Source organism: Cutibacterium equinum, from assembly GCF_028021195.1.
Taxonomy (GTDB): domain Bacteria; phylum Actinomycetota; class Actinomycetes; order Propionibacteriales; family Propionibacteriaceae; genus Cutibacterium; species Cutibacterium equinum.
Genome location: NZ_CP115668.1, coordinates 2,426,181 through 2,448,132 on the forward strand (window position 1 = coordinate 2,426,181; position 21,952 = coordinate 2,448,132).

Sequence of the window (21,952 nt, forward strand, 5' to 3'; positions counted from 1 at the left end):
TCAGTCCGCCTTCCTCTGCACGAGGGCATAGATCATTGCGAGCACTCCGGCGACCAACGCCATCATGATGGATACCGCCGAAGCCGGTCCGGCTCCGCTCGGGCTGATGTTTCCGTTCATGGTGTTGTAAGCCATCATCATCGGGGTGTAGTCACGGGGCATCCAGGTGGCGACGGTGGCCAAAACAGTCGGCTCGTTGAACAGCTGGACAGTACCGATGATCGACAGCAGCACGGCCAACAGCGCTGCTCCGCGAACCATCGGAATCTTGATCTTCGTCATGATCTGCCACCCAGAAGCACCGTCGATGCGCGCGGCCTCGTAGAGTTCCGAGGGAACGGCCTGGAGGGCGGCCAAGAAGATCAGCATGTTGTAGCCGGTGAACGTCCACGTCGTCATGTTGGCCATTGACCCCAGGATGACGTGGGAACTCAGCAGGCTGAAGCTCAAATGTCCCGCGAACGGGGAGATTTCGGGCAGGTAGAGGTAGGTCCACATGATCGCGGCCACGAGGCCCGGAATCGCATAGGGGAGGAAGTAGGACAGGCGCCAGAATCCGGGGTGACGCACCAGATAGGAATCAATGACCAGAGCCAAAAACAAGGCCGCGAGGATCATGATCGGGATCTGGAAGACGCCAAAGAGCATGACGCGACCAATGCCGTGCCAGAAGGCCGGATTGGTGCACACTTCCTGGAAGTTCTGCAGGCCGACGAATTTCTCCACCATCCGGCCGCCACCGAACAAGCCTCCACCTTCGGCAACCTGCTTGTGGAAAGCCGCCCGGACACTCTCGATGATGGGGGCAACGAACACGATGATGAAGACGACGGTGAACGGCAACGCGAACAACCAGCCGGTCAGCGCCTCGTGTCTAGCCTTTCGACTGGCCATCGTGGATGAGGACATCGTGTCTCCTGTTGGGCAATCGTCACGGCGTGAATCGTCTCGCACCGTACATGAAGTGGTCGATGATCAACCACCAAGAACCACGTCTTCGCTGAACCAAAAACGTCAGAGAAGGCGGGGGCCGGGGCCTCCTGAACCTCAAGAGGCCCCGAGCTGACGAAAATCGTTATCCCGATCCGCCTTCGTCACGCGACGAATGGGATTTGGGGCCAGGGTCACTCCCGGCCCCAGTCGGCATCACTCGTTGACCGGCAAACCAGCATCCTTGAGTGCCTTGACCGAGGTGTCCTGGGCGGTCTGGAAGATATCGGCAACCTTGGCCTTACCGGCAGCGGCATCGGCGGCCTTCTCGCCCATCTTCGAACCCACCACGGCGAATCCTGGGATGTAGCCGAACTCAGGAGCAAGCTTCTCGTTGGCCTTGGCCAGCTCAGCCATCACATCCTGCCCGCCGAACTGCTTCTTCATCTTCTCGGGGGTGGTCACCTGACTCTTGGCAGCGGGGACCAAGCCCTGACTGGCGAGGTCTTTGACCTGGGTGTTGAACCAGTCGTTGAACTGCATCGCCTGGGCAGCGTACTTGCAGCCCTTGACGACGGCCACGCCGGAACCACCGTCAGGGCCCGTCAGGTCGGACCCACCGAAGGATGGTAGCTGAGCGACACGCCATTGGCCGGCGTAAGGTGTCTTGTCCAGCGGATCGAGCACGAAGCCGGTCTCCCAAGCAGCGGCAATGTTGCCGATGAGCTTTCCGCTGACGAGGTCCTTCGTGTAGGCGTCACTCCAACGGGGATCAGTCAAAGCGCTCTTGTCGTCTAGGGCCTGCTGCCAAAAATCGGCAACAACCTTGGTCTTGTCACCATTGGCGTCGACCTTCCACTTGTCGCCCTCAGCGGAGTACCAGACCGCTCCTGCGGCGGCACTCTGGGCGGACAGCATGCTCTGCGTCTCGTCAGGCTCGAACCCGAGGATGTACTTGCCCTTGGCTGCGGCCTTCTTGGCAGCAGCGAGCAACTCATCAGAGGTCTTCGGAACCTCGATGCCGAGCTTCTTGAACTCCGTCTCGTTGTAAACGTAAACCAGCGGGCCGGTGTCCTGGGGCAGACCCACAACCTTGCCGCCGACCGACATCTGTCCGTACGCACCGGAGAAGTGATCCTTGTACTTCTCGGCCTCGCCGGTGACATCTTCGACCAAACCCTTGACGTACATGTCCGGGACCTCGGCGTAACCGGCCTGCACCAAGCAGGGGGCGGTTCCGGCCTTGACGTCGGCCTCGAGCTTCGGCATCAACTCCTTGGCCTCGCCGGGGAATTTCGTCGTCTCAACCTTGATGTCAGGATGCTCGGAGTTCCACTTCTTGACGATGTCGGCAACCTTCGTCATACCTTCGCCGTCAGGCAGACGGTGCAGGTACTTGATGGTGACTGGGCCGGATGCGGCAGCAGACTGCGAGGAGCTCTGGCTCGGCGAACCGGAGCCCTCCGAAGGAGAGCCACAGGCACCGAGAACGAGCGTGCCTGCGACGATCGCAGCTACAGAAGCGATCCGACGAGTATGTCGTGTGATCATGTCAACCCTCTTCCTTGAGCGTCGGGACACGGTGGGCCCGCGTCCTCTGGGCGTTTACCGGCGTGGGTTGGAGACTGTCTTCGAGTGGGTCACCACGCCGTGTACACGTGTACAATACGGCATGTCGCTCCCTTCGACAAGTTGGGGGCACAATCGGAGCGTCACCGATGACGCCCCCGGGAACGAAGGAGAATTACCGATGCGCGAGGACACAGGTCGTCCCACGATGCACGACGTGGCGCGGGTGGCCGGAGTTTCTCACGCCACGGTGTCGCGGGTTCTCAACGGGTCCACCAAAGTGGCGCCCGCAACCGCCCGTGCTGTTGCTGACGCGATTGTCACGACTGGCTACGCGCCAAATCGCGCAGCCCGGTCGCTGCGGATCCAATCGACTGACACCGTGGTGCTGGTAGTGCGAGAAAACGTCAACGTCTTCTACACCGAGCCGACACTGTCTCCAATGGCATCCGGAGCGAACCTTCGCCTGTCAGAACACGGCTACCAAATGCTGCTGGCGCTCGTCGATTCTCCCCGCTCGGCGGAACGTGTCGGATCGTTGATTGCCGGGGGATCCTTCGACGCGGCAATTTTGGTCGCGATGACCAACGAAGATCCCCTGGTCACCCGTCTCATGACGACGAATATCCCCCTTGCAACAGCGTCCCTGCCCTGCCCCGGATCTGACATCCCATCGGTCGACACTGACAACGTCGGAGGGGCCCGGGCCATCACTGAACGGCTTGTGGCCACGGGTCGGTCGAAACTCGTCGCAATTGGTGGGCCGTCATGGGCCCCCGTCACCCAGATGCGTCTCGACGGCTTCCACCAAGGTGCGAAAAATACCGCCATGGGGCACACCACAGTCGACGGATGGACCCTTGCCGCAGGCAAGCGAGCAATGTCCGAACTCCTCGACCGCTATCCGGACCTCGACGGAGTGGTCGCGGCGTCCGATTTACTGGCCACCGGCGCAATTCGCGTCCTCAACGAGGCGGGTCGACGAGTGCCACAGGACGTGGGAGTCGTCGGATTTGATGATGCACCCGTCGCAGCGCTCAACGATCCTCCGCTGTCAACAGTGCGCACCGACGCCCGGGCCACAGGGGCTGCCCTGGCAGACATGGCCGTCGCGCAGATTCGCGGTCAAAAACTCCCGCAGCGCCACCTCGTGTTGCCCAACGATGTGGTCTGGCGGGAGTCCGCCTGACGGATCACACCACCGACGGACGCTGCAGATCGGTGTAATTGACCGCCTTCGCGTCAAGCAGCTCGACGAATGCGTCGAATCCATTCGCCTCCAACCAGTGACGCTCAGCCTCGGTGATTGGCACTCCCAACAGCCAGTGCACCTTGAGGTCACCGATTTCTACCCGGTCGAGCTGAGGGGTGGTGAATGGATGGCACCACATCAGGTGCGGGGTGGTGGAATTCGGCGCATACATCGACACGACGTCACCGAAGACGATGCCAGGGGCCATCGGCCAGTGGTCACGCAGTACCGCGAAAGCGCAGGATCCCAGAACCTTGCCCATGACATCGGAACCGGGAGCGCCCACCACCATGAGCTCGGCACGAATGTCACTACTGGTGCCGTCAGCGAGGGCGATGGCGTTCGGCTCGACGTGCAAGCTCACTGTCGACCAGGTCGACCATCCCGGCGCCGGCGCGTCCGCGAAGGACAGCACGTCGATGCGAACCTCCTCGGCGGCATCGACCATGCCGTCAGCGCGGGGAGTACCGCCGACTGCCTCGACGACAGCCTGGGCCACCTGAGGGCCGGTCGAGGGCATCTGCGTCGGTTCGGCCAAATGCTCAGGCAAGTCTTGTGGGTCAAGCGGTCGCTCTGCCGCCGGCTGGTCATCGCCAGGAAGGCGTGCTGCAGGGGAGACATTGTCGTCACTCATACCTCGATCCTGTCACGTTGAGAGCTCGAACGTATCCACGAAGGGGTTTTCTTGCCCGAAGTGGAAAGGTGGACGTGTTATCAAGGACACATCTGCCACCTGACCCCAGCCGCGAAGGGAGACCATGCCTCCGCTGAAATCCGACGTGTGGACATGGGACACTCTGATCCACATCCTCATCATCATCGCCCTTGCGATTGTTGCCCGGTGGTTGCTGCGCAAAGGCGTCGACTGGACGATTCGCTTCATGGTGTCGCGCTCCGAGAAGCGCGAGGCCACCATGCCCGGGCGCACCCGTCGTATCCTCGCCGAAGCGACCGGTGCAACCCTCGACAGACAGAATCAGCGCACCGCGACCGTTGGCGGGCTGCTGTCAAACGTCGGCGTCGCTGTCATCATCAGCGTCGCTCTGCTGTCGGGGTTCACCACCATCGGCATCAAAATCGCCCCGATCCTGACCTCAGCCGGAATCGTCGGCGTGGCGCTGGCCTTCGGCGCGCAGACCCTTGTCAAAGACATCCTGGCGGGACTTTTCATCATCTTCGAGGACCAGTACGGCGTCGGCGATGCTGTGAAGATCAACGAGGTGGAAGGCCTCGTCGAAGACGTTGGGCTGCGCGTCACCCGAATCCGCGACTGGAACGGCGCAGCCTGGTATCTGCGAAACGGGGAAATCACCAAGGTCGGCAATGTCACCCAGGGGTGGACGACCTCGTTCACCGACATCAAGGTCCATGCACTGGAGGATCCCAACCAGGTCATTCGCGTCATTCGAAAGGTTCTCGACGATCTCGCGGTCGAGTTCGAGGGCACCCTCCTCGACAAGCCCTTGGTCCTGGGCGTGGGAGACATCACCGGCGACACCATGACTTTCCAGGTGATGACGAAGTGCATCGCCAACCAGCATTACGACGTCCTGCGTGCCCTACGCCGCGAGTGCAAGGACGCCTTCGACACCGCGAGAATTCGCGGGGCCTTCTGATCTGACGGGCTATTTTCGTCAAAGCATGGCCCCCGTCGCCACCATCATGTGGCACCAACCACACAAACACCCTCGGACATGGTGTTGAACCTGCCCCGCGCCAGCAGTCCTTCCCGAGAGAACCCCACTCGCCGCGAGCGGCTCATGACGAAAAACCGCGTTCGACCGGCCAACAAGGGCGTGGCGAACTCCCTCCCCCTGCCCAACCGGGGAAATAGTTCACGCGACCAGGGACATGTCCGTCGTGGGCGTCCGTGTGGAGGTGGTTGCTTTCCTCGGCCCGAACGACGCCGGGAAGTCGACCATCATCGGCACGGCTCTGGCAGCTCAACCGCACACTGCCGACACGATGGACCCGGGTAGGGGAACTGTCCGCGGCTGTCCGTCAATGGTGATGTCGGAAGTCGAAGGGGCTCCTGTGTCGGCGCCGTGAACGAGGCCCAAAGGTGGCCCTGACGAGCCCGAATGCTCGCGGAGGGGAGGTCAGCGAACCAATCCCTCACGCACCGCCTGCTCCACCGCCGCACTCAACAAGGACCCGGCCTGAGCCATCGAAACCTCAGGATCTGCCTCGATGTCGGACAAGCAGATGATCCGTTGGAAGGCGCCACGCTTGTCCTCCGGCAGGTCACACTGGCCACACACTGCCCACACGGGGACTCCAGCGTCGAGAGCAATCTTGCGGATGGTGTCGGGAAGCTTCCCAAGAAGGGTCTGCTGATCGATCCGCCCCTCCCCTGTGATGACCAAGCCGGCGCCGGAGATTTTTGACACCGCCTTGGCCCATCCGAGCATTGCGGCTGCTCCTGGACGGTACTTCGCTCCCAAACAACGAAGCGCCCACCCCACTCCGCCAGCGGCACCGGAGCCAGGGTCGTCCCGGTAGGCGCTACCAATGGCCGCCTCCATGAGATCAGCGAGCCTGGTCAGGCCGGCTTCAGCGATCGCAATTCCTTCCTCGTCCAATCCCTTTTGCGGGCCGAAGACTGTGGCTGCACCATTCGGTCCCAGCAGCGGCGAAGTGACGTCGCACGCCACCGTCAGCTTCACGCCCGACAGTTTTCGATTCAGCCCGGACAGGTCGAGGCGCGATAGTTCTGTCAACCCCGCCGCACCGGGAGAAATGGGCGCCAACTTCTTGTCGAGCAAACGCACCCCGAGAGCTTCCAACATCCCCGCTCCGCCATCCGTGGACGCTGATCCCCCGACGCCGACGGTGATGTCGGTCGCGCCTCTGCGAAGTGCCGCCGCGATGACTTCCCCGAGCCCGCGGCTGGACGCCGCCAACCCGCGTCGTGGAGTCGGCGATCCAGAAACCCGGTCGGCTCGCTCCAAACCGCAACACGTGGCCATCTCGATGACGGCCTTGTCGTCACGCAGGGCATAGTCGACTTCAGCGAGATCTCCCGTCGCACCGTGGCACTTGACAGTGACGGCGTGAAACCCAGCTGCCAGGACGGCCTCCACGGTTCCCTCGCCGCCATCGGCAACCGGGATGGTCAGTACCTCGCGGTCCGGGTCGGCTGCTGAAAACCCTCGCTGTACCGCCCGACATGCCTTGCCGGAGCTCAAAGACCCCTTGAACGAGTCAACGGCCACCACCACGGGTGCATTCGGATCAGGACGCATGCCCTCAGCATGACACGTGAGCATGGAGTACTCCGAAGCCGGCTCCCTTAACCTTCGATGAACATTCCCCCACTTCGGCTCCACCCCCGTCACGAGATGTCAACGACACGCACGATGTCGGCACTTCTCGTCCCAACCCGTAAACTCGAAGGCATGGTGAATCGCGCCTACCTGTCCCTGAGCGTTCTTGCCCTCGTGCTGTGGGTGGCCGCGTACCGTCATTTACCCGGCTGGGCAGCTGGGTTGACGCTGGCGTGCGTTGTGCTTTTCTCCCTGTTCTGCGAGTGGTCTCGAGTACGCACCCTGGCCCGCATCGGTAAATCCCGCGGTACCAACCGCCAGAGCTCGCGCAGTCGTAACTTGTCCTGACCGGAGCGTTGATCAGCGCAACAGCACAGACTTTCGCGCCGGTTTCGGCGCATCCTTTCTCCACCACCGCCTTCGTGGCCCGCATGGTGGCCAATGTCGCGTAGGCTGTCTGCCGCCATGCCTGAAAAAAACGTCAACAGCCCCTCGGCGCTGCCCCCTGCCCTGCACCCAACCCCCGACGAGTCGGGGATGACCGTGCCGCAGTTACTCCAACACCGCATCGATGTGCTTTTTGAGCAGGTGCCGCTGGTCGCTGAGCTGGGCGAGGCCTTTACCCAGGCAGGGCACGATCTTTATCTTGTCGGCGGTTCTGTCCGTGACGCCCTCATGGGCCGTCTGGGACATGATCTTGACTTCACCACGGACGCTCGCCCTGACGAAACGGCGGCAATTCTTCGCAAACGCACCCATGCGACGTGGGACATCGGCCGAGCCTTCGGAACGATCGGCGCGCAAATAGACGACTGGGTGGTGGAGGTCACCACGTACCGCGCCGATGCGTACCACCCCGATTCCCGCAAACCCGAGATCGTCTACGGAGACACCCTGGAGGACGATCTCATTCGTCGAGACTTCACAGTCAACGCAATGGCGCTCCATGCCTCGACTCGAGCATTCTCCGATCCCTATGCCGGCCTTGCCGACATCGTGGCGGGAGTTTTGCGCACTCCCTTCCCGCCCGAGAGGTCATTCAGCGATGACCCGCTACGCATGATGCGAGCTGCTCGCTTCACCTCCCAACTTGGCTTCACCGTCACCGATGAGGTCCGTGCCGCCATGACTGCGATGGCCCCGCGCATCGAGATCATCTCAGCCGAACGCGTCCGTGACGAACTCTCCAAGACTCTCCTCACTGACCTCCCGCGAGAGGGTCTCGACCTCTTGGTCACCACTGGCATCGCCGACCATGTGCTTCCCGAGCTGCCTGCCTTGCGTCTGGAACGCGACGAGCATCATCGTCACAAGGACGTCTACGAGCATTCCCTCAAGGTTTTGGAACAGTCCATCGATCTCGAGAAACGCCGCGGTCACGAGCCCGACCTCACCGGTCGCCTGGCGGCCCTGTTGCACGACATCGGCAAGCCGCCGACGCGCCAATTCGAGCCCGGCGGCAAGGTGAGCTTCCACCATCACGACGTCGTCGGAGCGAAAATGGCCCGTAAACGTCTCAAAGCCCTCGCCTACCCCAGCCAGATCGTCAAGGACGTCTCAAAACTCGTCGAGCTGCACCTGCGCTTCCATGGATACGGCGACCAGGGATGGACGGACTCGGCAGTACGCCGTTATGTCCGTGATGCCGGCGACCAACTGGAGCGTTTGCACATTCTGACCCGCTCAGACTGCACGACCCGGAATCGTCGCAAGGCTGAGCGGCTGGAATTCGCCTATGACGACCTCGAGAGGCGTATCGCCGAACTCACTGCCAAGGAAGAGCTAGAAGCGATTCGTCCCGACCTCGACGGCGATCAGATCATGGCCATTCTGAACATCAAGCCTGGCCCCGAAGTCGGCAAGGCCTACAAGTTCCTCCTCAACCTCCGTCTCGACGAGGGTCCGCATACTCCTGACGAGGCAAAGGCCGCACTTCTGGCGTGGTGGGCCGAGAATGAGCACTGAACCTGACGAGGGCCACGGTTCAGCCCGGGCTGGCCAATTACCATGACAAACGTGTCACCTGCTTCCCGTTTTCGCCCAGTCGCATGGCTACTGGGGTTGTTGATGGTTCTTGCGACCGTCATCGCGGGACCTTCCCCTGCCCAGGCACGTACTGCGCCGGAATTGGTCAAGGTGGCGATTACTTCTGTCAGCCCACCGACCGGGGATCCCAAAACTCCCATCACCATCAAGGGAACGGTGACAAATACTTCCTCGGTGTCAATGACGTGGGTCCAAGCGTCGTTCTGGCGCTCCCAGGACCGCATCAGCGACACCCGGGACCTGTCCGACCTGCTGTCATCCCCCGCCACCGCCCCAGTCGGGATGCGGTGGTACCGGGAGCCCAACGAGGCGTCAATTTTCAACATCACCGATCCAGAGGCCAATCAGACCTTCAAACCAGGTGACAGCAAGTCGTTCACCGTGACTGGAACGCCCGCCCAGATGGGACTGACGTCACCCAACGCCGTGTACGCGATCGGTGTTCACGTGCAGGCGTCCCCTCAGAACCAATCGCGCCGAACTGTCGGTCGGGCGCGAATCCTGACGGTGCTCTCAGACACTCACACCAGCGCGAACCTCGCCCCCGTCATTGTGCTCTCGACCGTGCCGAGTCTCAGGATCGACGGCACCTTCGCCAACGAGTCGCTCGCGGATGACATCACCCATCGATTGAAGCCCCTTGCGGAGGCAGCACACACCCGTGACGCGACAGTTCTCGTCGATCCAAGTCTCATCGATGAGGTTCAGGCGATGGCCTCGGGATATCGCGTAGCTGGCAAAGGTTCAGCCACCGTCGAGGGCAAGGGTCAGCAAACAGCCAAGGAATGGCTCGACCTCGTCGAACCATTACTGACCACCAGTCAGGCATATCGCCTACCGTACGGAAATGCCGATGTCGTCGAAGCGATTCGGCAAGGCCACACGAACATCCTCCTGACGGTCAAACACGCTCTGAGCCCCTCGAATCCGGCCGCGAAGTTACCGTTGGCAGTCGTCGACCCAGCAGCTGAACTGGACCAGTCCTCGTTCAAAACTCTCTCCCGAGAACTGGCACCCGCCCTGGTCCTGACGTGTGCGGCGTCGGCTCGTGACGGCGTCGCCGAGAAGTCTGGCGTCAAGGTGATCGGTCTGGCCGACACCGCCCAAACTGACGGACATCCACAGTCCGGCAGCGATCCCCAGCGGCGCGGCATGTTGCTGTCCCAGGCGCTCCTCATGACTCACGAGTCGATCCCGACGGTCACCCTCGTCACCACCGTCGACGATGTCCAAGCCACCGCGCCGATCGCATGGCTGCATCTGCAAAACCTCTCGGCAGTCCTCACCGCAGCCAAGCCGGGCCTACATCTGTCGGGAACACGTGCCAAGAACGTCCCCCCGAAGGACCCTCGGTGGCGTGTCCAGCACGACATCGGGATCGATTCAGACGACTGGTCCGCCCTCGTGGGAGCCTCCCCCGAGGTGACGTCCTTGACCTCGGCGAAATTTGTCAGTAGGTCGTTGTCGTCGTCACTCCAGGATCGCCAGGCGTGGGCTACTGACGTCATGCGCCCGGCAGCAGACGCCATGGCCGGCAACGGTCTGGTCCTACATTCAGCCCCACAGTTCGTGATGTCTTCTTCGAGCAACGAATTTCCTCTGACGGTCACGAACTCGCTCGCACAGACGGTTCGCGTCAAGGTCGTCGTCTCGTCAGAAAACCCGCAGCGCATCGACATCCCGGACACCCAGGTCGTCACGATCGAGCCCAAGGAGACACAAACCATCAAGTTCGCCCCGAAAGCGAGTTCGAATGGCGTCGTCGAGATGCAGGCACACCTGTCGACCCCGTCCGGGCGCGCCTTGGGGTCCCAGACCACTTTCGTCGTCAAGGCGACTCAGATGGACGATGTCGGCTGGATCATCATTGTGGTCTCGGCCTTGGTGCTCATCATCGTCACGGGGCTGCGGATTCGTCAGGTGACCGCGAATTCTCGGCATCAGGGCCAAGACGACGGTGAATCCGACACCAGCGACCCCACCAGTGCGTCAACCTCCGATGACATTTTTGACGCCACGCCGTCCCCGTCGGCACCAGAGGATCGTGACGCTACCTCTGACGATGATTCTGAGCCTCACAGCCCCACCGATAAGGACAACCTCGCCGAGTGACAATCCCCGGGTTCGCGGCACGGATCGGTATCGTTGATGATGCCTATTCGGATCGGTCGGGCAGGAGGTGACAGTGTCTTTCGAGGACCCCGCAGATCGCGACGGCGATCCGTTTGACCCGGATACCCCTGCCGTAGATGACCTCCCCGACCTTCTCCCCGGATCCTTTCTGGGTGGGCGTTATCGCCTCGACCAAGAACTCTCCCACCCCGATTCCTCCCTCACGTGGCGAGCCTTCGACACCAAACTGCACCGCCCGGTCCTGATCCACGCCCTAGCCCCGCACGGTCGTCGCACCCCCGCCGTCCTGGACGCAGCCAGGCGAGCCGCTGTGGCCACCGATTCACGTTTCTTGCGGATCCTGGACGCCGTGGTCGCCGGACCAGATGAACCAGCATCCTGGGTCGTCAGCGAATACGCCCCGGGGAAGTCGGTCCAGGAGCTGCTGGAATCCGGACCCCTGTCGGCGTTGGAGGCGGCCTGGATTGCCCATGAAATCGCCGACGCGATGGCACCCTTGCATGCTCAGGGGGTCTTCCACGAACGCATCGACCCCGGAACGGTCCTCGTCACCTCGACCGGAAATCTCAAGATCAGTGGCTTGCTCATCGAGGCCGCGCTACATCCCCTGCCGGGCGACAATTCTCGTCCCTGGCCGGACCGCGAGGTCGCTGACGTGACAGATATCGGACGGGTTCTCTATGCCTGCCTGGTCTCACGCTGGCCAGTCGGCCGTGGACACCAACCATCCGCCAAGCCAACCTCGACGATGTCCTGGGGTCTGCCACCGGCCCCCACTGACCCTCATGGTTGGCTCACTCCGCGTGAGGTCCGCGCGGGAGTTTCCCCGGCCCTCGATGTCCTCTGCGACCAAATCCTGTCGCAAGTTCCGCGTTATGACGAAGTGCCATTACACACCGCGACGGAGATTGCGCGCTCCCTGCGCCGGACTCTCGGCTCTGCCGACGCTGCTGCGGACCTCGAGCGTCGCATCCGTTTCCCCGTGGGACCGGCTTCCCGTGCCGGACAGGACCCCCGTGCCGGACAAGAGCCGTGGCGGTCTGATGAACCCGTCGCGCCCGCATCGGGCCAGGATCAACCAGAACGAGCAGAAGAGTATGGACCCGATGACGAGGGGTACTGGTCCCCGGACGCAGCCGCCGGAGAATGGGGGCGACAGGCAAGACCCGTGCCGTGGTCGAGCAATGAAGAACCCCACACCACCCAGCTGCCCCCCGCAGGCCAGCAGCGGCCAACGGATTCCAGCGACGAGCCAGTATTGACCAAGCCACGCCCTCACAACCGACGATGGCCACCGGTGCTCATGGCTGTCGTTGGCGTGATCATGATCGTGTGTCTCATCGTTGCCGGGGTGCGTCATTCCGGCAGCACGGCTCCGGAGGCATCCAGCGAGCCGACGACCATCAAGGTGACCCACGTCCAAGAATTTGACCCAGCCGCGGATGGTGGCGACGCCAAGGAGAACCACGACGAGGTCGCATTCGCGATCGACGGCAACCCGTCGACGGTCTGGCACACGCTCGTCTATCACAACTCTGCCAAGCTCGGGAACCTCAAGCCCGGAGTCGGACTGGTCATCGATGTGGGCCGTGTCACCGAGATCGCGTCAGTGAACGTGCAGCTGCTCGGATCTGGCACGAACATTTCCTTGTGGCAACCGACGAGTGATGTCTCTTCCGGTGAGCCTCCCATGACGTCGATCAAGGAGTGGACCCAGGTTGCGGCGGTGCAGGGGGCCGGATCGACGGTCACGTTGAAGCCATCGGGCAAGACGAAGACCCGGCACCTTCTGATCTATCTGACCGAACTTCCTCCGAAATCTACCGCGCGGTTCCAGGGCGGGATCGCAGATATCACCGTCACTGGCTCCTGACGAGGTTTTTCGACGCCCCACGACCTGCCCCCACCCGGCCACTCTTCCGACGGGTGTGTTCTGGTCGCGACACCACGTGTCTGCCGACGGCCTTCCAACGGGACCGTCGTCGAGGGGTCATCTCCTGTCCCGGCATCCGCCACCTCAGTGACGAAAACACCCAGCCCGCCCCGCGACCGGTCCCAGGATTTCCCGACCTGGGCCCGAGCTGACATTTTTCGTCATGCGGTCTGGCAGGAGAGGCCAGTGGCGAAGGTCCGTGAGGGAAGGCCCACGAGGGAAGACGCGAGTGGGAAGGCCCACGAGGGAAGACGCGAGTGGGAAGGCAAATGATAGAAGGCTCGCGAGACAAGGCCCGTGAGACACAGGTCCGCTGCGAGAATCCCGGGCCAGGCAAGTTGCCAGGCCGCCGACAAAAGCGCGTGATCCCAAACGTGATGGTGCCCCGTGCTCGAAAGCACGGGGCACCATATGTCATCAGTCCTTCATAATCTACTCAGAGAATCACTCCTTGACGTCGTCGTCCATCCAGTCGAAGGTCTTGGTAACAGCCTTCTTCCAGTTGCGGAAGAGGCGCTCGCGCTCGTCGGCGTCCATCTTGGGCTCCCAGCGCTTGTCCTCGGCCCAGTTGGCGGTGACGTCCTTCTCGCCCTCCCAGAAGCCGACGGCGATACCAGCGGCGTAAGCGGCACCCAGAGCGGTGGTCTCGGCGACCACCGGGCGAACCACCGGCACGTTGACCTGGTCGGCCTGGAACTGCATGAGGGCCTCGTTGGCGGTCATGCCGCCGTCGACGCGCAGCTCGGTGAGCGGCACACCGGAGTCGGCGTTCATGGCCTCGAGGACCTCACGAGTCTGGTAGGCGGTCGACTCGAGCACGGCGCGGGCGATGTGACCGCGGTTGACGTAACGAGTCAGGCCGACGAGGGCGCCACGGGCGTCCGGCCGCCAGTACGGGGCGAACAGGCCGGAGAAGGCCGGGACGAAGTAGGCGCCGCCGTTGTCCTCGACAGTGTTGGCGAGAGCCTCAACCTCCGGGGCAGTCTCAAACATCTTGAGGTTGTCACGCAGCCACTGGACCAGGGATCCAGCAACGGCGATCGAGCCCTCAAGGGCGTACACGGCGGGCTGGTCGCCGATCTTGTAGCAGACGGTGGTCAGCAGGCCGTTCTCGGAGAAGATGGCCTCCTCGCCGGTGTTCATCAGCATGAAGCAGCCGGTGCCGTAGGTGTTCTTCGCCATGCCCTTCTCGAAGCAGGCCTGGCCGAAGGTGGCAGCCTGCTGGTCGCCGAGGATGCCGGAAATCGGGGTGTCGATCAGCAGGCCGTTCTTGCGGCCGTAGCCGTAAACCTCGGAGGAAGACTTGATCTCGGGGAGCATCGACTTCGGAATGCCCATGACCTCACACATCGAGTCGTCCCACTCGAGGGTCTTGACGTTCATGAGCATGGTGCGGGATGCGTTGGTCGGATCAGTGACGTGCACGCCGCCGTCGGTTCCACCGGTCAGGTTCCACAGCACCCAGGTGTCCATGTTGCCGAAGTAGAGGTCCCCGGCTTCGGCCTTCTCGCGAGCACCCTCGACGTTGTCGAGAATCCACTTGACCTTCGGGCCGGAGAAGTAGGAGGCGAGGCCCAGGCCACAGATCGGCTTGAAGCGGTCAGCGCCTTCGTCGCCAGCCAGCTCGTCACAGATCTTCTGGGTACGGGTGTCCTGCCACACGATGGCGTTGTAGATCGGCTCGCCGGTGTTCTTGTCCCACACCACAGCGGTCTCGCGCTGGTTGGTGATGCCAACGGCAGCCAGCTGGTGACGGTTGATGTTGGCCTTGGACAGCGCGGTGCCGACGACCTCACGGACGGCCTCCCAGATCTCAATCGGGTCGTGCTCGACCCATCCGGCACGCGGGAAGATCTGCTCGAATTCCTTCTGTCCGACGGCCACGATCTGGCCGGAGTGGTTGAAGACGATGGCGCGGGTCGAGGTGGTGCCCTCGTCAATGGCGAGTACGAACTTCTCGTCGCTCATGATTGTTGCCTTTCTTGTCTACGTTGACTTGTGAGGGGTTACAACTGATGTGACATCAGTTCTGGCGTGACGGTAGGAAACCGGCTCAGTGCCAGAAAATGTTGTAGGTGAGGGCAGCGAGAACGCCACCGATCATCGGGCCGACGACCGGAACCCAGGCGTAGCCCCAGTCGCTGCTGCCCTTGCCCTTGATCGGCAGGATGGCGTGGGCGATACGAGGAGCAAGGTCACGGGCCGGGTTGATGGCGTATCCGGTGGGGCCACCGAGGGAGGCACCGATGGAGACGATGAGCATGGCAACGGCGAGCGGGCCGATGCTCACACCGTTGGTGAAGCCGGAGATGAGGCACCAGAGGACCAGGACCCAGGTGCCGATGACCTCAGTGATGGTGTTCCACAGCGGGTTGCGGATGGCCGGGCCAGTGGCGAAGGTGCCGAGCTTGAGGGCCGGGTCGCAGTCCTCGTCGTAGTGCTGCTTGTAGGTGAGCCAGCAGAGGACTGCACCAACGAAAGCACCAGCGAACTGGGCGAGGATGTAGATCATGATGTTGGTGGCGCTGGCGGGGATTCCGTCGGCCAAGTCCATACCGGCCATGGCCTTGCCGACGGTGACGGCCGGGTTCAGGTGTCCACCGGTCTTGTAGGCCGCGTAGACACCGAACATCACGGCGAAGCCCCATCCCCAGTTGATCTGGAGGGAACCGGGACCGGGGTTGCCCTTGGACTTGGGAAGGAGGTTGTTGGCGACGACGCCACAACCCAGCAGAATGAGGATCATGGTGCCCAAGAACTCAGATCCAAAGATCGTCGCGGCGGGCACCGCGGTTTCGAGAAGCATGAGGACTCCTTCGTCGTGGTGTCATCCGTTGACACCGATTTACTCGCCGGTGGCGGTCAATCCCGTAAGATTCTGCAAACGGGGACCGTCGTCCCGGCCCTGTGGGGCTTGGACGTGGCTCAGTCAATCATCGACAGCGCCAGAGAATCGCAATTCTGCACTTACGTGCATGGCAAGGGGGCAGGCATGAACGAATTGTCCAATGACGTGTGGACAGCAGCGTCCATGTATTACATGCAGGGAGAGACCATGGATGCCATCGCCAGCCATCTTGGCACATCCCGCTCCACGGTCTCTCGCCTCCTCAAACAGGCACGCCAATCCGGAGTTGTCCGTATCACCTTGTCAGAGCCGACTGGGCTGCGTAGCGGCCTCGATTCCACCTTGACGAGGATGTTCGGAGTCAATACCACTGTCGTCCCGGTGAAATCAGGAACGACCGAGATTCACCGTTTGGATCAGGTAGCCAGGATAGCCGGCCAGATGGTCACCGACATCGTCGATGACAACTCCTCGATCGGAGTCGCCTGGGGAACAACCTTGGACGCCGTCACCCACTACGTCGTCCCCAAGGACGTCAAGGGAGTGCGGGTCGTCCAGATGAATGGGTCGGCCAACCCCGCCAATTCGGGGATCCCTTACGTTGGATCAATCCTTTCCAGGATGGCTGCCGCATTCGGTGGAGAGGTCGTTCATTTCCCGGTCCCGGCATTCTTCGACAACGCTTCGACAAAGGCTGCGATGTGGCAGGAGCGCTCCGTTCAGGCAGTACTCAAAGCACACCGGGAACTCGACCTCGCCGTATTCGGTGTGGGAGCACTTGACAGCCCGGTGCCATCCCACGTCTACTCCACCGGTTACATCACCGATGAGGAAAAGGCGAATTTGGTGCGTTCCGGAGTTGTCGGCGACGTCAACACCGTATTTCTCAAAGCAGACGGCGCCTATGACGTCGAGTTCAACAAGAGAGCAACCGGACTGGCTCCATTCCAGTTGCAGCGAATACCGCGTCGGCTCTGTGTCGTCGCTGGTCGCGCTAAGGCCATCGGACTGCTGGCCGCTCTGCGAGCCAGGGTGGCAACCGACCTCGTCGTCGACGATGCCACTGCTCGCGCGGTCCTCGATCTCATGTGAGTCGCCAATCCTGTGCCCATGAGACGACCCCTGCTTGCTGTGGGGCTCTTCCCCATGTGCGGGGTCGCCAGTATCAAGACCTCGCCGTCCCCAAGGTGACGTCGGCGGTGGCCTCTTGAGAACCACGAATGTAGCTGATCTTGACCTTCTGTCCCGGCTTGAACGACCTCACCAGACCAACCAGGGACTCGCCAGACGCGATATCGGTGTCGTCGATCTTCGTGATGACGTCGCCACGCTGCAGCCCGCCCTCGTCGGCTGGCGAACGGGGCGAGACCGTGGCAATTCCAGCTCCGAGAACTTGGACGCCATCCTTGCTGGCAGCGGCGTCACGCACGGAGATGCCCAGGAAGGCGTGAGTTGCCTTTCCGGTGTCGATGATCTGATCGGAAATCGATTTGGCGAGATTCGACGGGATGGCAAAACCGATTCCAATATTGCCCGACGACTCAGATCGGCTTGACGAGAGGCTGGCAATCGACGAGTTGATCCCGATGAGCTCACCGTTGGCATTGATGAGAGCACCACCTGAGTTACCCGGATTGATCGCTGCGCTGGTCTGGATGGCGTTCGTGACGACCACACCCGAAGACGAATCTCGAGATCCCTGTAAATCTCGTGGACTATGACGATTCGAGGTGGTAACCGGACGGTTGAGGGCACTGATGATTCCGGTCGTCACCGAACCCGACAAGCCAAGTGGATTGCCCACGGCCATCACAGGAGACCCGACGGTCAACGTGCTGGAATCAGCAAAGTTGATCGGCTTCATGGATGTCGGCGGGTTCTTCACCCGGATGACGGCCAGGTCCGTTGATGGATCGGTGCCAACCACTGTGGCCTCGTAGGTCCTATTTCCCGTGGAAACCGTCAGCTGACCGCCCGAGACAGCGTCGGCGACGACGTGATCATTGGTGACGATGTTGCCGTTCGTGTCGACGACAACCCCAGACCCCTGCCCACCGCCAGTACCCATCCTCACCGTGATGGCGACCACGGAATCCGACACGGCGGATGCGGTGGCCGTCCAGTCTGGAGCCGAGGGCGAGCCCTGAACCACCTTGGTGACGGTGTTGGGCGACGCAGAACTCGACGTCGCAGCCGGGGCGTCATTTTTGGTCAGGGAACGATCGACGAAAGCTCCGGACACGCCGCCAACCGCTGCCGCGAGCAGGGCGACGAGGACAATAGTCCCGCCACGGATACCTTTTCGGCCCGATCGCGGCGAGCCCTGGGACGAGTCGGGGTTTTTGTCACCAGCCCTCGGGTCCGGCTGCTCAGCAACGTCCCACGAAGCGTGGTGAGTGGTTTGCGAAGTCCCTTGGGGCGTCCAGGAATCGCCACTGCGCGACCAGTAGGACTCCTGCGACCAGTTCTGACGGTTGTCGTCGAAACGAGCCCCACCACCCTGGAAGGGATTGGGGTCACGCGGATCACGGGGACTATTCGTCGACTCACTCATGACTCCAGTTTCCACGACCCGCCAGGTAGTCGGCGCACTGTCCAGCAACGAGGTGCCGTCAACGGGGAAAAATCGTGGCTCAGTCTCACCTCCCCACAGGACGGATCCGACCTTGGTCAGGCATCACGTGGATTGCATCAACCCTCAGTCAGAGAAGTACCCACTGCACCTCTGTTCATGCCCATCCTCGGATGTCCAGCCCGATTCGTGGGTGAGAATCCCGCCCTGCGCACCTGATTCCCACCGGGAATGTCAGAAACCCTTTGTGCGCTGGATAGGTTGATCCTTGAACCAGTCACCGACCAGGAGGCGCCATGACCGCCCAGCCCCTTGTGCCCAATACCATCCTCGGCGATATCTCGCTGTCCGATTCCTCGGAGACCAACACCGTCCAGCCCTCCACCGAGAAGGTCGGCACCGATACCCGAGGCACCGACGAGCCCCGTGACGTCATCATCGTTGGTTCCGGTCCGGCTGGATACACCGCTGCTGTCTACACCGCGCGCGCTGGCCTGAACCCCCTTGTCTTCGAGGGATCGATGGACGCCGGCGGCGCCCTCATGCAGACCACCGAAGTCGAGAACTACCCCGGTTTCTCCGAGGGCATCATGGGCCCCGATCTCATGGCCCAGATGCGTGCCCAGGCCGAGAGGTTCGGGGCCGAGCTCGTCACCGACGACGTCACCGAGGTCGACCTCACCGGTGAGATCAAAAAGGTCGTTGACACCGATGGAAACACGCACCAGACCCGCGTCGTGATCCTCGCCATGGGATCGGCTTACCGCAAACTCGGTCTCGAGGACGAGACCCGACTGTCGGGTCGTGGCGTGTCTTGGTGCGCCACCTGTGACGGGTTCTTCTTCACCGGTAAGGACATCGCCGTTATCGGTGGCGGTGACTCTGCTGTCGAGGAGTCCACCTTCCTCACCCGCTTCGCCAACTCCGTGACCCTCGTCCACCGGCGTGACAAATTGCGCGCCTCCCAGATCATGGCCGACCGCGCCGAGGCCGATCCCAAGATCACCTTCGCGTGGGACAGCGAGATCGTCGCCATGCAGGGTGAGTCCAAGCTGGAGTCAGTGACCCTGCGCGACACCAAGACCGGTGAAGAGCGTCGGCTCGAGGTGGCGGGCGTCTTTGAAGCCATTGGACACGACCCGCGCTCCGAGCTGGTCCGAGGCCAGGTCGACCTGGACGACGCCGGCTACGTCGTATGCGCGGAGCCGTCCACCCGCACCAACCTGCCGGGAGTTTTTGCCTGCGGTGACCTGGTCGACTCCCATTACCAGCAGGCCATCACTGCGGCTGGGTCCGGGTGCCGTGCTGCCCTCGACGCCGAGAGGTTCCTGGCCGAGCTGGGACGCTGATGACTCGACGATTTTCGCCGCATTGCTTCGCGAGGGTACGAAGCAATGCGGCGAACTACTGTTCCTGGGGAGACCGAAGCGCGTGCTCTGACGGCGAAAAACACCGGTCGGGCACGGCGGAACGCACTGCTGCGAACCGAGCCTCCTTGAGATGACAGTTTTGGTCACCCGACCTCAGGACAGACCCTTGCCACTTACTGCCAGGCGACCAAACCCAACCTCGACGTGAAAACCCTTGGCTGACCGGAGACGGGATCGGTGAATCCCATCTGCCAAGCCTGTAGCTGCAACGGATGACTGAAGTCATCCACTGGGATGTCCAGAAGTACCGGGTAAAAGGGGTCATTGACGATAGGAGCGCCCAGACGCTGCATGTGGAGACGAATTTGGTGGGTGCGACCAGTCCTGGGCCTGGCCTCGTAGAGGCCCAGCCCGTCGTGTTGGGCCAGCAACGTGACGTCTGTGACAGCATTCGGCTCGCCCGGGATCTCACGAGCCTGCAGGATGCCTCGCTCCTTGATGATTCGCGACCTCACCTGCCAGCCGTTTTTCGTCACCACGACCCCATCCGCAGCACAATCGCGCACCACGGGGGCCACCAACCGGTACTTCTTGAACACCTCCCGGCGCGCGAACATCTCCTGGTAGGGCCTACGCCACTTCCGTTCCTTGGTCAGCAGCAGAACCCCCGCTGTAACCCGGTCCAGGCGGTGAGCCACGGTCAGTTCAGGTAACCCCATCTGGGTCCGCAGCCGGACAACCACCGACTCAAGAACGTGCTGTCCTCGCGGAATTGACGACAGGAAGTGCGGTTTGTCGACGACGAGGATTCGATCGTCGTCGTACAAGATCCCGATGCCAGCCGGGACGGGGGTTTCCACGGGAAGATCACGATGGAAGAACACAAATGTCTGTGGAGTGAAGGAGGAGCTCCTCGTGAAGGCAGATCCGGCTTCGTCGACGAATCTCCCCTCGCCGAGCATCTCGTCAACTCGGTGCTCACCTACCCTGACGAGCTTTTCCACCAGATAGTCGCGCATCATTGGCCAGGGCCAGCCATCAATCCCTCGTGTGGCAGCCACCCTGCGACATTCTCCGTGATCGGGAGTGCGAACCCACGCCGATTCCAGGCCGTGACGTTGCGGAAGAGGCGATCGAGGCACCGTGCCAGCCTACGGGTACAGCAACGCCGGCCCAAGATTCCCATCAGACTCGGTTCACAAAAATCCCGTCTCGGGGGATGCCAGCTCAACGCAGTGTTTCAAACGCCCGCGAGGCGCGATTTTTGGGTTCTCCAACGTGCGCCAGCGACCCCAGATGCCGACCACGGCGGGAACCCGACAGACCACACGATCGATATTCGGCCCGCGCAGTGCTGGGACATCGGCGGCGTCACCGTCATAGCCTTGGCCGTTACCGTCATCGGCCTGATCAGAAACTCCGCCCACCTCGTCAGCGGACGCTGGTCGCGCAGAGGACGCAGCAGAATGATCGGCTGACTGCATGATCTCGTCTTCTGATGAGACACGACGACCGGGCCCGGGATTTTTGGTCACCGGGTCCGGTCGTCGTCACGTCTGTGGATGGAGGCCCCGAAGCCTCCGGGTGAAGCGGCTCAGTCCAAGGGCTCACCGGCGACGCTGAACGCCACCGGGGTTTGTGCCTCGACAGTGCGCGAAACCGTGCAGTTCTTGTCTCGCGACATCGCGACGACGCGGTTCACCAGTCCAGCCGCCTCACGACCCTCGTCGGTGTCGGGGAAACTGAGCTGAAAGTCGACCGAGACATCACCCAGAGATGCTCGGCCCTCCTCGTCGCTCACCTTGGTGCCCATGACGGAAACAGTGAACTGGGTCGGCTCGCCGCGACGGCTCGTCACGGTGTCGACGTCGATGGACGAGCATCCACCGATAGCTGCCAGCAGCAACTCCACGGGGGTGAACTCGGCGTCCTGACCGGAGCCGAAACGGATCTGACCGCCGCGCGCATTGGTGGCGGTGTAATGGCCCTCACTACGACGGACCAGGGAAACCTTCTTGGTGGCGGATGGCATG

The 21,952-nt window shown here is 62.2% G+C and carries 17 protein-coding genes and 1 pseudogene; 8 read left to right on the forward strand and 10 right to left on the reverse strand.

What is annotated here, in order from left to right; translation table 11 throughout:
• Both O6R08_RS10975 and O6R08_RS10980 read right to left on the reverse strand, forming a co-directional pair.
• A complete protein-coding gene (locus tag O6R08_RS10975) occupies positions 1–894 on the reverse strand; it encodes a carbohydrate ABC transporter permease (protein WP_271419386.1) in 894 nt (297 codons plus the stop codon).
• A 252-nt stretch (positions 895–1,146) separates the two neighbouring features.
• Complete coding sequence (locus O6R08_RS10980; protein WP_271419387.1) at positions 1,147–2,457, reverse strand: ABC transporter substrate-binding protein; 1,311 nt, start codon at positions 2,455–2,457, stop codon at positions 1,147–1,149.
• Between the two features lie 250 nt (positions 2,458–2,707).
• Here O6R08_RS10980 and O6R08_RS10985 point away from each other — a divergent pair, with 250 nt between their 5' ends.
• Complete coding sequence (locus O6R08_RS10985; RefSeq protein WP_271419388.1) at positions 2,708–3,688, forward strand: LacI family DNA-binding transcriptional regulator; 981 nt, start codon at positions 2,708–2,710, stop codon at positions 3,686–3,688.
• Positions 3,689–3,692: 4 nt separating this feature from the next.
• Here O6R08_RS10985 and O6R08_RS10990 read toward each other — a convergent pair whose 3' ends face one another.
• A complete protein-coding gene (locus O6R08_RS10990) occupies positions 3,693–4,385 on the reverse strand; it encodes a suppressor of fused domain protein (protein ID WP_271418133.1) in 693 nt (230 codons plus the stop codon).
• A gap of 124 nt (positions 4,386–4,509) precedes the next feature.
• Here O6R08_RS10990 and O6R08_RS10995 point away from each other — a divergent pair, with 124 nt between their 5' ends.
• Positions 4,510–5,367 carry a mechanosensitive ion channel family protein gene (locus tag O6R08_RS10995; protein ID WP_271418134.1) on the forward strand — a complete coding sequence of 286 codons (858 nt, stop codon included), beginning with the start codon at positions 4,510–4,512 and terminating at the stop codon, positions 5,365–5,367.
• A gap of 483 nt (positions 5,368–5,850) precedes the next feature.
• Here O6R08_RS10995 and O6R08_RS11000 read toward each other — a convergent pair whose 3' ends face one another.
• Positions 5,851–7,020 (reverse strand): glycerate kinase, encoded by a 1,170-nt coding sequence (locus O6R08_RS11000; protein ID WP_271418135.1) that lies wholly within the window; start codon positions 7,018–7,020, stop codon positions 5,851–5,853.
• A gap of 90 nt (positions 7,021–7,110) precedes the next feature.
• Between O6R08_RS11000 and O6R08_RS11005 the strand changes: the two genes are divergently transcribed.
• Both O6R08_RS11005 and O6R08_RS11010 read left to right on the forward strand, forming a co-directional pair.
• On the forward strand, positions 7,111–7,365 hold the full coding sequence (locus tag O6R08_RS11005; protein WP_271419389.1) for a hypothetical protein: 255 nt from the start codon (positions 7,111–7,113) through the stop codon (positions 7,363–7,365).
• Positions 7,366–7,482: 117 nt separating this feature from the next.
• Positions 7,483–8,982 carry a CCA tRNA nucleotidyltransferase gene (locus tag O6R08_RS11010; protein WP_408640108.1) on the forward strand — a complete coding sequence of 500 codons (1,500 nt, stop codon included), beginning with the start codon at positions 7,483–7,485 and terminating at the stop codon, positions 8,980–8,982.
• Positions 8,983–9,008: 26 nt separating this feature from the next.
• Here O6R08_RS11010 and O6R08_RS11015 read toward each other — a convergent pair.
• Positions 9,009–9,245: pseudogene (locus O6R08_RS11015) on the reverse strand (DNA-binding protein); the annotation flags it as partial.
• Between O6R08_RS11015 and O6R08_RS11020 the strand changes: the two are divergent.
• Both O6R08_RS11020 and O6R08_RS11025 read left to right on the forward strand, forming a co-directional pair.
• A complete protein-coding gene (locus tag O6R08_RS11020) occupies positions 9,244–11,175 on the forward strand; it encodes a DUF6049 family protein (protein WP_271418137.1) in 1,932 nt (643 codons plus the stop codon). The pseudogene O6R08_RS11015 and the gene O6R08_RS11020 sit on opposite strands and share 2 nt — an antisense overlap.
• Positions 11,176–11,248: 73 nt before the next feature.
• Positions 11,249–13,069, forward strand: coding sequence for a protein kinase family protein (locus O6R08_RS11025; RefSeq protein ID WP_271418138.1), 1,821 nt, complete (start codon positions 11,249–11,251; stop codon positions 13,067–13,069).
• A gap of 504 nt (positions 13,070–13,573) precedes the next feature.
• Here O6R08_RS11025 and glpK read toward each other — a convergent pair.
• Positions 13,574–15,097, reverse strand: a complete 1,524-nt coding sequence (gene glpK / locus O6R08_RS11030) for a glycerol kinase GlpK (RefSeq protein ID WP_271418139.1) — start codon at positions 15,095–15,097, stop codon at positions 13,574–13,576.
• An 85-nt stretch (positions 15,098–15,182) separates the two neighbouring features.
• Positions 15,183–15,935, reverse strand: coding sequence for an MIP/aquaporin family protein (locus O6R08_RS11035; RefSeq protein WP_271418140.1), 753 nt, complete (start codon positions 15,933–15,935; stop codon positions 15,183–15,185).
• A 186-nt stretch (positions 15,936–16,121) separates the two neighbouring features.
• On the opposite strand from O6R08_RS11035, the gene O6R08_RS11040 reads away from it, so the two are divergent.
• Complete coding sequence (locus O6R08_RS11040; protein ID WP_271418141.1) at positions 16,122–17,069, forward strand: sugar-binding transcriptional regulator; 948 nt, start codon at positions 16,122–16,124, stop codon at positions 17,067–17,069.
• Positions 17,070–17,142: 73 nt separating this feature from the next.
• Here O6R08_RS11040 and O6R08_RS11045 read toward each other — a convergent pair whose 3' ends face one another.
• Positions 17,143–18,192 (reverse strand): S1C family serine protease, encoded by a 1,050-nt coding sequence (locus tag O6R08_RS11045; protein ID WP_271419390.1) that lies wholly within the window; start codon positions 18,190–18,192, stop codon positions 17,143–17,145.
• Positions 18,193–18,845: 653 nt separating this feature from the next.
• On the opposite strand from O6R08_RS11045, the gene trxB reads away from it, so the two are divergent.
• Positions 18,846–19,898, forward strand: coding sequence for a thioredoxin-disulfide reductase (gene trxB, locus O6R08_RS11050; protein WP_271418142.1), 1,053 nt, complete (start codon positions 18,846–18,848; stop codon positions 19,896–19,898).
• A gap of 194 nt (positions 19,899–20,092) precedes the next feature.
• On the opposite strand, the gene O6R08_RS11055 is transcribed toward trxB, so the two are convergent.
• Positions 20,093–20,938, reverse strand: a complete 846-nt coding sequence (locus O6R08_RS11055) for a pseudouridine synthase (RefSeq protein ID WP_271419391.1) — start codon at positions 20,936–20,938, stop codon at positions 20,093–20,095.
• A gap of 575 nt (positions 20,939–21,513) precedes the next feature.
• Positions 21,514–21,951 (reverse strand): OsmC family protein, encoded by a 438-nt coding sequence (locus O6R08_RS11060; protein ID WP_271418143.1) that lies wholly within the window; start codon positions 21,949–21,951, stop codon positions 21,514–21,516.
• Position 21,952 lies beyond the last annotated feature (1 nt).

Coding starts and splice junctions, on each gene's coding strand:
- O6R08_RS10975 (WP_271419386.1), bottom strand. CDS start 894: ATGGCCAGTCGAAAGGCTAGACACGAGGCGCTGACCGGCTGGTTGTTC.
- O6R08_RS10985 (WP_271419388.1), top strand. CDS start 2,708: ATGCACGACGTGGCGCGGGTGGCCGGAGTTTCTCACGCCACGGTGTCG.
- O6R08_RS10990 (WP_271418133.1), bottom strand. CDS start 4,385: ATGAGTGACGACAATGTCTCCCCTGCAGCACGCCTTCCTGGCGATGAC.
- O6R08_RS10995 (WP_271418134.1), top strand. CDS start 4,510: ATGCCTCCGCTGAAATCCGACGTGTGGACATGGGACACTCTGATCCAC.
- O6R08_RS11000 (WP_271418135.1), bottom strand. CDS start 7,020: ATGCTCACGTGTCATGCTGAGGGCATGCGTCCTGATCCGAATGCACCC.
- O6R08_RS11005 (WP_271419389.1), top strand. CDS start 7,111: ATGTCGGCACTTCTCGTCCCAACCCGTAAACTCGAAGGCATGGTGAAT.
- O6R08_RS11010 (WP_408640108.1), top strand. CDS start 7,483: ATGCCTGAAAAAAACGTCAACAGCCCCTCGGCGCTGCCCCCTGCCCTG.
- O6R08_RS11020 (WP_271418137.1), top strand. CDS start 9,244: ATGACGTGGGTCCAAGCGTCGTTCTGGCGCTCCCAGGACCGCATCAGC.
- glpK (WP_271418139.1), bottom strand. CDS start 15,097: ATGAGCGACGAGAAGTTCGTACTCGCCATTGACGAGGGCACCACCTCG.
- O6R08_RS11035 (WP_271418140.1), bottom strand. CDS start 15,935: ATGCTTCTCGAAACCGCGGTGCCCGCCGCGACGATCTTTGGATCTGAG.
- O6R08_RS11040 (WP_271418141.1), top strand. CDS start 16,122: ATGAACGAATTGTCCAATGACGTGTGGACAGCAGCGTCCATGTATTAC.
- trxB (WP_271418142.1), top strand. CDS start 18,846: ATGACCGCCCAGCCCCTTGTGCCCAATACCATCCTCGGCGATATCTCG.
- O6R08_RS11055 (WP_271419391.1), bottom strand. CDS start 20,938: ATGCGCGACTATCTGGTGGAAAAGCTCGTCAGGGTAGGTGAGCACCGA.
- O6R08_RS11060 (WP_271418143.1), bottom strand. CDS start 21,951: ATGCCATCCGCCACCAAGAAGGTTTCCCTGGTCCGTCGTAGTGAGGGC.